The organism is Spirulina sp. 06S082, assembly GCF_034932145.1.
Classification (GTDB): Bacteria; Cyanobacteriota; Cyanobacteriia; order Cyanobacteriales; family Spirulinaceae; genus CCY15215.
In genome coordinates this window covers 1-8,551 of the sequence record NZ_JAYGHV010000319.1, presented here as the reverse complement: position 1 = coordinate 8,551, position 8,551 = coordinate 1, and the positions used below count along the sequence as shown (strand labels likewise).

The following is an 8,551-nucleotide window of genomic DNA, read 5'->3' as shown; positions in this document are numbered from 1 at the left end:
GCTGACCAATGCCACGGTTTCAGGTAAGTCTGCGGGTGTCTCCTACGGCGGCGGGATTTTTAGCGGTGGAGGCGTGACGCTGACCAATTCCACGGTCGCCTTTAATACATCTGTAACCAAGGGGGGTGGGATAGGTTTGTTCGGCACCAACCAAACCCACACGATCAACAACAGTATTATTGCCAATAACGTCAATACCGTTGGCAATGCGTCTCCGGACATCGGCATTACGGTTCCGCTCAGTAATCACGCCTTCACGGTCAGCAATAGCCTGATCTTCAGCCCGATCGGTATAGCGGGTGGTGGAACAATTACGGGAATTCCCACCAATGGCGTGAGTGGTAACATCATCGGCGTTGACCCGCAACTGCTGCCTCTGGGAAACTACGGCGGACCCACCCAAACCCACGCTCTGGCTCTCACCAGTTCCGCCCTCAATGCTGGCAGTAACGCCTTAGCCGCAGGTTTAACCACCGACCAACGAGGCGCACCCGGTGTGCGTATTGTGGATGGTACGGTGGATATAGGGGCGTTTGAGTGGCAAGGTACAGAAATTGTCCCTATTGGACAGCAAAACCAAACCATTAGCAGTTTTCCTTCTACCCTTGATGTGAGTGTGAAGGTGGTGGAAAAAGTATTTAATCTCGCTCCCAGTGTCGGCGCAACCGTTGATTTTAGCACCATTGGAGATGTCACGGGTTCGTTCTCTAACGGTACTAGCATCATCACCGATGCCAGTGGTATTGCCCTGAATTTCTTCAATCTCACAGCCGCAACAGGGGATTTCCAGATTTTGGCGGGTTCTTCGGGTTTGGAGACCTTGACCTTTAAGATTACGAATAATGTCGCCGCCGTCGCCGCCACTGATTTTAGTTTCCTCTCGGAGATAGAACAAGAGTTTGATTCTCTAGAAATCCGAGAAGAAGACATCCTTTTTGCACGGGGTTGTCTGTCTACTCCCGAAGATGAATTGACTCAACAAGACAAGGAAGAACAGGAAAACAAGACCTCTGAAGAGGGGGAAGATGAGGAAGTCGTAGCGGGAGAAGAAAATGAAGATTCTTCCCCTGGCAGCGATCGCGCTTGTCGTCCTATCGATAGCGGTGATAGTGAAGGAGGCGAAGAATAGGCGATAAGGGAAAAAAGACCCTAAAGTAAAGGCGATCGCCACAAGAAAAACCTCCCATGAGATTTATCAACCCCAAAACTTATTACGCCTTCAAGAAAATATTTGGCTCAGATAAAAGCCGGGAGATTTTAATTAGTTTCCTCAATGCTTTAGTTTATGATGGCAATCCCACCATTGAGGATTTAACGATTATTAATCCCAATCTTCCGCCAAAAATAGAAGGTTTAAAAGAAGGTTTAAAAGAAGGTCGAGAGGAAGGTCGAGAGGAAGGTCGAGAAGAAGGTCGAGAAGAAGGTATTCTCCAAAAAAGCAGGGAAGCCATTCTAGAAGTATTGCACATACGCTTTGAAACTCTCCCTGATGAATTGGTAGAAATACTTGATACCATTCAAGATGATGCAATTCTAACCTCGCTATTACGCCAAGGAATTCAGGTTGATTCAATTGAAGACTTTCAAGAGAGTCTGAATTCCTTAAATTCTCCTCGGGAAAGTAACAATGAATAATCTTTAAACGAGTCGCGATCGCTTTCTTTTCACAAGTTCGTTAACAACATGAATATTCGTATTGGTAATGGTTACGATATCCACCAACTTGCCCCCGGAAGGGCTTTGATTTTAGGAGGAGTAGAAATTCCTCACGAAGTTGGTTTACTGGGACACAGCGACGCTGACGCGCTGACTCATGCGATTATGGATGCTATGTTGGGGGCATTAGCTTTGGGAGATATCGGTCATTATTTTCCCCCTTCCGATCCCCAATGGAAAGGGGCAGATAGTTTGCTTTTATTGGCGGAGGTCAATCAATTAATTCTCTCCAAAGGTTGGCAAATTGGTAATATTGATGCGACGGTTATCGCCGAACGTCCTAAGTTAAAGCCCCATTTAACCCAGATGCGCGAAACCTTAGCAAAAACTCTTAATATTGCTGGCGATCGCATTAGCATCAAAGCGACAACGAATGAAAAATTAGATGCGGTGGGACAAGAAAAAGGTATTGCAGCTTACACCGTCGCTTTGTTGATGCGGGTTGAGGGTTAAGAGTCTCGTTGATAGCGTGCATCAAGGGTTTTGGCAATGCGATCGCGGGTCTCTTCCAAATGCGCCCGCGTATACGTCTCTAAATTGCGATCGATGGCCGCATCCAGGCGATCGCTTAACTGACGCAATTGATACCACGCTAAAGTTCTGGCATCTTCAGGAACTTGCGTGCGACCGAGAACCATTGCGATAAGAATATTAAGATGTTCCCGTTGCAAAGAACGTCGCACGCTAGAGATATCCATCGCCGTCTTGGGGTCTAGAATTTCCGACCAAATTCCCGCCGCTAGGGTATCATATAACTCCGGTAGGGTTAAAGCCTCATTCTCACCTGTCTTTAATTCCAAATCTCTTAAGTTACTCAGACGCTCTTCCGAGAGAAGCGATCGCAAGATTCGACCTTGGAAGAAGAGAATATAATCGTGAATGGGATAATCGATGTTTGAATTAGCAGGATGTCCCCAATGACTCCAACGAGAGGAAGCGAGTTGATTGAGCAATTCTGGAGGAAAGACCAAGGCATCTTTAGCGAATACATACTCTTGCAAAATTTGCAAGGCTTCTCGCTGTTTTTCTAGGGGGACTTGTTCAAAAGGTAAACGTCCCTGGGAAAAACCGGGGCGATCGCGATTAAAAGAACGCCCGCCGATATAATTGGTGACGAACCGCGCTTGACGAAAATAGTAATTCAGTACCTCATTAAATTTCTCTCGCATCTCGCTATAGCGATCGCCTTGGACGGGATAGCGTTTTTGTAGTTTATCCCACATTTTTAAAGCATTGTCCATTTGCGATCGAGAATGGAGCAGAACATCGGCACTTAAATCCCAGCGATTCACGTTGGGGTCTTGTAGTCCGCGAACATCTTCATCTGTGGCATAAGCGAGTTCTGGTTGGGGAGATTTACGGGCAATTTCTTCGAGGAAACGTCGTTCTGAGACGGGGATCAAAGCACCACTGGGCTTATAACCGTAGGCGATCGCCCAGCGATCGTAAGGACCCACCACCAGGGGAAAATAGTCTCCCTGTTGTACCCCATCGGGGGCTAAATTGACTCCCGCATAATCCATCACCGAACTCACTAAACCTTTGGTGCGGGTAATTTCACGATTGTGCAGTTCTTCTGGTTTGAGCAGTGTAGACCCATGAAAATTATGGCGCAGTCCCAACCCATGACCGATTTCGTGGGCGACTAAAGAGTGCAAATATTGATTAATATACTCTGCACGTTGTTCGGGAGATGGAACGGTATTTTGCAGCAGAGAAATGGCTAAATTCCCCATTTCTAACTGTTCTTGTGCGCCGGAATTAAAACAAATTTCTTGGGTTCGATCTGCGGGTTGATTTGCTAATAAAATACTGAGGAAAGATTCTGCTTCGGGTTCGGTTTCTGAGGTCAAAGGAAGAACTAATTCTTCTGGGCAAATAGAGGCGATCGCGCCCAATTGATTTAATCCTGTAAAATTCTCGTATTGTTCGACTTTACGGCGAACTACATCGGCATTAATCACAATATCAGAAGCGAGAATTTCCCCAGTTAAGGGATTAACTTGAACGGGACCGATCCCATTTACTCCTCCTCCTGCGGTACTCGACCAACGGATGACATTATAACGAATATCTTCGGGATCCCATGTTGCGCGATCGCCCATTTGCCGCACTTGAATTGCATCTTGAAATCCGGCAGATTCAAAGGCTTTATTCCAACTTAAAACCCCTTCGCGAATGGCGTTACGATATTCAGCAGGAACGGTATTTTCAATCCAGAATATAATCGGTTCTTTGGGTGGAGAAAGAGTCGCATTGGGGTCGCTAGGTTCGAGGTGCCAGCGATGAATATAACGCACAAAGCCTTCTTTAGAAGTATTGTCAGATATATCTTTATAAGCGGTGAGGAAATAACCAACGCGATCGTCTGCTAAACGGGGAACATACCCATTGTTTGTGGGGATTTCTGCGATGCTATAATGAACGGCAAGATTGAAAGCGCGACTGTCGGGAAGAGAAGCAATATAAGGGGGTCTGCGACCTGGAAGGGCAGTAAATCCATACACAACTTGAATTTCCATATTTCCAGGAAAAACCTTACTACTTTCAAAATAAGATTTATTCCCATCTAAACTATAAAAATTGCCAAAAAGTTGAGCTAATCCTGCTAAATCTTCCTCTCCTAGTAACAAATCTTTAAGATCGACGAGAATGCTTTTGGTTTCGGGATCGATACTTTTGATGGGTAGTGCATAAAGAACAGAATCGCTAAAATCGCGATCGAGATTGCGCTGTTGAGGATCGTTAGGATCGGCGCGAAAATTCAAGTTGGGAAGGACAAAATGGAGTTTATTCTCAACTTTTTGGAAGCGAAAGAGAAAACTATCTTGTTGCAAACCATTAATTAAAGAACCTTCTCCCAAACCGCTTGCAAGGGTAGCGGTAAAAAGATAATTTTTGTTAAGTTGGTCGGGACGCACTTCAAGATAAAGTTTGCGGCTACCTTGGTAGAGGGTGAATAGTCCTTGAGAGGGTCGTGTATCCTCGATAATCTCCGCAAATTTTTGCGAGGCTTTGGGGGTAATCTGTTGGGGAGGACTTGCGATTATAGGCGATATGGGTGCGATCGCCACCAGTCCCCAGCATAAACACAATCCCAAGACAAACCATGCCAAAAATCGCCGTTGTTTCATTTTTTTTCCCTTGCGTTGACTTACGCGATCGCTTCCGATTCTAGTTTAATCCTTCCTTCCTTCTTCGGGTAAAAAAGGAGATTTTTATGCACCCCGAACCAATTTTATTACAAAAATTAATATTTTGGGGAAAATCAGCCCCTCAAAATTATATCCTTCTTTAAGGGGCAGCAACGCCGATAAATATCTCCTTGACTCTATTGTTTTCAAAGGAAAATATGAGTCCACCATAAGCGGTTCCAGCTACGAAGGATTCACTCTCAGGATGACTATAAGGGTCTTGATAATGACGATATGCTTGCACTACTTCTTCTTTGCTGCTACCGATACCAATTCCAGCATTGGTTTTTAGTTCGCAGGGTTCGGTTATAACAATAGATAATACTTGTTTGGGTTCGCCAGGTTGTTCGGATTGCATTTGTAAACGAATACCGCGATCGCCATATTCCCACTTCTGAACATACATCCCGATCGCCCCCCAAAATATATCTTCTTTTTTCTCGGAGGGTGTACCTAGTTGAGTTAATATCTCTGTTTCGGAAAGACCTAATTTTAACCATTCTCCTAGGGATTCTCGTTCCATTAAATCCCATCCTTGCTCAAGTTTCAAATTCCACTCTTCTTCTGCACTAATTTGGGAGATTGTAGGAGTCGGGCGATCGCTTATTTTCTGCGAAATATTATTTAGTATTGTTGAACTACTTTCTAGGGGAGATAAAGCAGTCAATAAATATCCAGCAATGATTAAATTTTTCATTTTGGTTAGAAAGCAAATAAATCAATTAAAAGATGACATAATAGTTGATACGGGGAAACGAGAAACAAGAGAGATAAAAATGATTGATGATTATCCAATTGTAACAGATTTAGTGCTGATTGGTGGAGGACACAGCCATGCGATCGCCTTGAAGTTGTTTGCCATGAATCCTATCGCTGGATTGAGAATTACGCTGATTTCTGATGCGTTACATACTCCCTATTCGGGAATGCTTCCCGGTCATATCGCTGGATTTTATACTTATGATGAAAGCCATATCGATTTACAGCGTCTTTCTCGTTTTGCCAATGTTCAATTATACCACGATCGCGCGATCGGACTAGATCTAAAAAATAATAAAGTAATTTGCCAGAAACATCCTCCCATTGCCTTTGATTACTTATCTATTGATATTGGTAGCACTCCTGTTAAAAATGCTGTTGTCGGTGCCGCAGAGTATGCAATTCCCGTTAAACCCGTTCCTCGCTTTTTAAAACAATGGGAAACAATTGTAGGCGAAATCCAAGCAAGTCCGCATAAAACCCATACTCTTGCTATCGTGGGAGGGGGTGCGGGAGGTGTTGAATTAATGTTAAATGTACAAGCAAAATTAGAGAATATTTTTAGGCGATCGCAATATCCGTTAAATAATCTTAAGTTTCTTCTTTTTCATCGCGGTAGACGTTTAATGACGGGTCATAATACTTGGGTTAGCAAGCGATTGACACAAATTTTGAAAAATCGCAATGTAGAGTTGCATTTATCGGAAACAGTTTCGGAAATTCAACGCGATCGCATTATTTGCGAGTCTGGTTTAATGAGAGAATATGATTATATTTTTTGGACAACCCAAGCATCAGCACCTGCTTGGATTCAAGAATCGGGATTAGTGACGGATTCTCGCGGTTTTATTTTGGTTGAAGATACGCTTCAATCTATCTCTCATTCTCATATCTTTGCGACGGGAGATATTGCGACAATGAAGAATCATCCTCGTCCCAAAGCAGGGGTTTTTGCGGTTCGTCAAGGAAAGCCTTTATCTGAAAATTTACGCAATATTATCCTCGATCGCCCCTTAAAATCCTTTATTCCTCAAAAACAATATTTAGCTTTAATTGGTACGGGAGATAAAAGCGCGATCGCCTCTCGTTCTTTTTGGGGATTACAATCTCCTTTATTATGGCATTGGAAAGATTGGATCGATCGCGAATTTATGAATCGTTTCGATCGCTTACCTCCCATGTCTTCTTCTCAAAATAGAGAAATTCAAGACAAAATCTCTATACCTTCAGATCTGCCAACGATGTATTGTGGAGGCTGCGGATCGAAGGTGGGAGAAACAACGCTAAAACGAGTCTTAAATCGCTTAGAAATTCCACAAAACTCTGATATTATTATCGGTTTAAATACTCCCGATGATGCGGCGATTCTCCGCAGTCCAGACCATCAATATCTCGTTCAAACTATCGATCATTTTCGCAGTTTAGTCAGCGATCCTTTTATTTTTGGTCAAATTGCGACCCATCATAGTTTAAATGATTTGTTTGCTATGGGGGCAACTCCAAAAAGCGCTTTAGCAATGGTTAATATTCCTTTTGGAACAGCAAAGAAAGTTGAAGAAACATTATATCAGCTTCTTTCTGGGGCGATCTTTGTATTAAATGCAGCGCAGGTTTCTCTCGTGGGTGGACATACTATTGAAGATCGAGAATTAGCCTTTGGTTTAGCTTGTAATGGCTGCATTCATCCCGAACAAATTTTGCGAAAAAAAGGCATGAAACCGGGTCAATCTTTAATTCTTACCAAAGCGATCGGAACCGGTACATTATTTGCTGCGGATCGGTGCTATCAAGGGAAGGGAAGATGGATCGAAAAGGCGATCGCCTCGATGTTATTATCCAATCAAATTGCGGCTCAAATTTTGCAGAATTGCGAGGCGAGTGCTTGTACTGATGTGACGGGGTTTGGTCTTTTGGGACACTTACAAGAAATGTTGCAAGGAACGGAAATTGCGGTAGAATTAAACATAGAAGCAATTCCGATTTTAGAAGGCGCGATCGCGACAATACAAGAAGGATTTTTTAGTTCTCTTCACTTGCAGAATGTCCGAGCTTCTACTACTGTGGAAAATGGAGAACAAGTTAAGCTATCTCCCCTTTATGCTTTACTGTTCGATCCGCAAACATCGGGAGGATTATTAGCTGCAATTCCAGCCGATCGCCTAGAGTCTTGTTTGCAACAACTACAAGCAGCCGGATATTCAGAGAGCGTTTGTATTGGCAGAGTTACAGAGAAAGAAGATAACAAAAAAGCGATCGTCTTGAGCTAGTCGTGCGATCGCAGATTAAGATATAATACTACCTCGATATTGCGACACCGAAGTAGTATTGTCGAACAGTATCATTGAGAAGATACTTTTAGGTACGAGAAATTTTATCAGATTGGCTGATAATCAGAAGAGCAAGAACAACAGGAACGACAACAACTAATCCTCCAGCAATGAGACTAAAGAAAAAGTTAGATAATGTTGGTGTCATAATTTTAAAACCCTTTTTTTGTTTCAAATTTAAGCAGGAATACAAATGAACAACAAGAATCTGTCTGTAATACCCAGTCAGCATTCTCCTTTGTTCTGCTTTTTTCCCATTGTAAAGGTTTTTGACACATTGTTTCGCTTTCTATCCCAGGCGATCGAATTTTCTCTCGAGATCGCGAGTTTCAGGGTTTTGAGAGATTCTTCAGGGACATCCCTTCAACATTTCCCTGAAGGCGATCGCCTTAAACTTGACAGGACACTAGCCTCGAGGAAATAATAAGTAGGGTTTGCTGAAAAGAGATAAAAAGATTGCTGTGTAAGGCTTAGAGAAACAAAAAAATAGAATTAAATGGGATAAAAAGGGGTAAAATAGAGAAAAACCCCGCATTTTTACGAACAGATGTACAG

6 protein-coding genes and 1 pseudogene are annotated in these 8,551 nt (G+C 43.1%); 4 read left to right on the top strand and 3 right to left on the bottom strand.

Going from position 1 to position 8,551, the window contains the following annotated elements:
• The 3 genes and pseudogenes from VB714_RS20070 to ispF all read left to right on the top strand — a co-directional run.
• Nucleotides 1-1,129: choice-of-anchor Q domain-containing protein (locus VB714_RS20070; RefSeq protein WP_323226453.1), on the top strand; the 1,129-nt coding region annotated here is incomplete at its 5' end.
• A 56-nt stretch (nt 1,130-1,185) separates the two neighbouring features.
• Nucleotides 1,186-1,362: pseudogene (locus VB714_RS27545) on the top strand (PD-(D/E)XK nuclease family transposase); the annotation flags it as partial.
• Between the two features lie 321 nt (nt 1,363-1,683).
• Nucleotides 1,684-2,169 carry a 2-C-methyl-D-erythritol 2,4-cyclodiphosphate synthase gene (gene ispF / locus VB714_RS20060; RefSeq protein WP_323226451.1) on the top strand — a complete coding sequence of 162 codons (486 nt, stop codon included), beginning with the start codon at nt 1,684-1,686 and terminating at the stop codon, nt 2,167-2,169.
• On the opposite strand, the gene VB714_RS20055 is transcribed toward ispF, so the two are convergent.
• Nucleotides 2,166-4,850 carry a zinc-dependent metalloprotease gene (locus VB714_RS20055; protein ID WP_323226450.1) on the bottom strand — a complete coding sequence of 895 codons (2,685 nt, stop codon included), beginning with the start codon at nt 4,848-4,850 and terminating at the stop codon, nt 2,166-2,168. The two genes, ispF and VB714_RS20055, sit on opposite strands and share 4 nt — an antisense overlap.
• Nucleotides 4,851-5,010: 160 nt before the next feature.
• On the bottom strand, nt 5,011-5,607 hold the full coding sequence (locus tag VB714_RS20050; protein WP_323226449.1) for a hypothetical protein: 597 nt from the start codon (nt 5,605-5,607) through the stop codon (nt 5,011-5,013).
• Between the two features lie 79 nt (nt 5,608-5,686).
• On the opposite strand from VB714_RS20050, the gene selD reads away from it, so the two are divergent.
• The gene (selD, locus tag VB714_RS20045) at nt 5,687-7,936 is read left to right on the top strand and encodes a selenide, water dikinase SelD (RefSeq protein ID WP_323226448.1); all 2,250 of its coding nucleotides are present in this window, start codon (nt 5,687-5,689) and stop codon (nt 7,934-7,936) included.
• An 88-nt stretch (nt 7,937-8,024) separates the two neighbouring features.
• Here the strand turns inward: selD and psbX are convergent, their stop codons facing one another.
• On the bottom strand, nt 8,025-8,144 hold the full coding sequence (gene psbX, locus VB714_RS20040) for a photosystem II reaction center X protein (RefSeq protein ID WP_323226447.1): 120 nt from the start codon (nt 8,142-8,144) through the stop codon (nt 8,025-8,027).
• Between the last annotated feature and the right edge of the window lie 407 nt (nt 8,145-8,551).

What these genes read in the sequence shown, in the direction of transcription:
- VB714_RS20055 (WP_323226450.1), bottom strand. Translation starts at nt 4,850, where the DNA reads ATGAAACAACGGCGATTTTTGGCATGGTTTGTCTTGGGATTGTGTTTA.
- VB714_RS20050 (WP_323226449.1), bottom strand. Translation starts at nt 5,607, where the DNA reads ATGAAAAATTTAATCATTGCTGGATATTTATTGACTGCTTTATCTCCC.
- selD (WP_323226448.1), top strand. Translation starts at nt 5,687, where the DNA reads ATGATTGATGATTATCCAATTGTAACAGATTTAGTGCTGATTGGTGGA.
- psbX (WP_323226447.1), bottom strand. Translation starts at nt 8,144, where the DNA reads ATGACACCAACATTATCTAACTTTTTCTTTAGTCTCATTGCTGGAGGA.
- ispF (WP_323226451.1), top strand. Translation starts at nt 1,684, where the DNA reads ATGAATATTCGTATTGGTAATGGTTACGATATCCACCAACTTGCCCCC.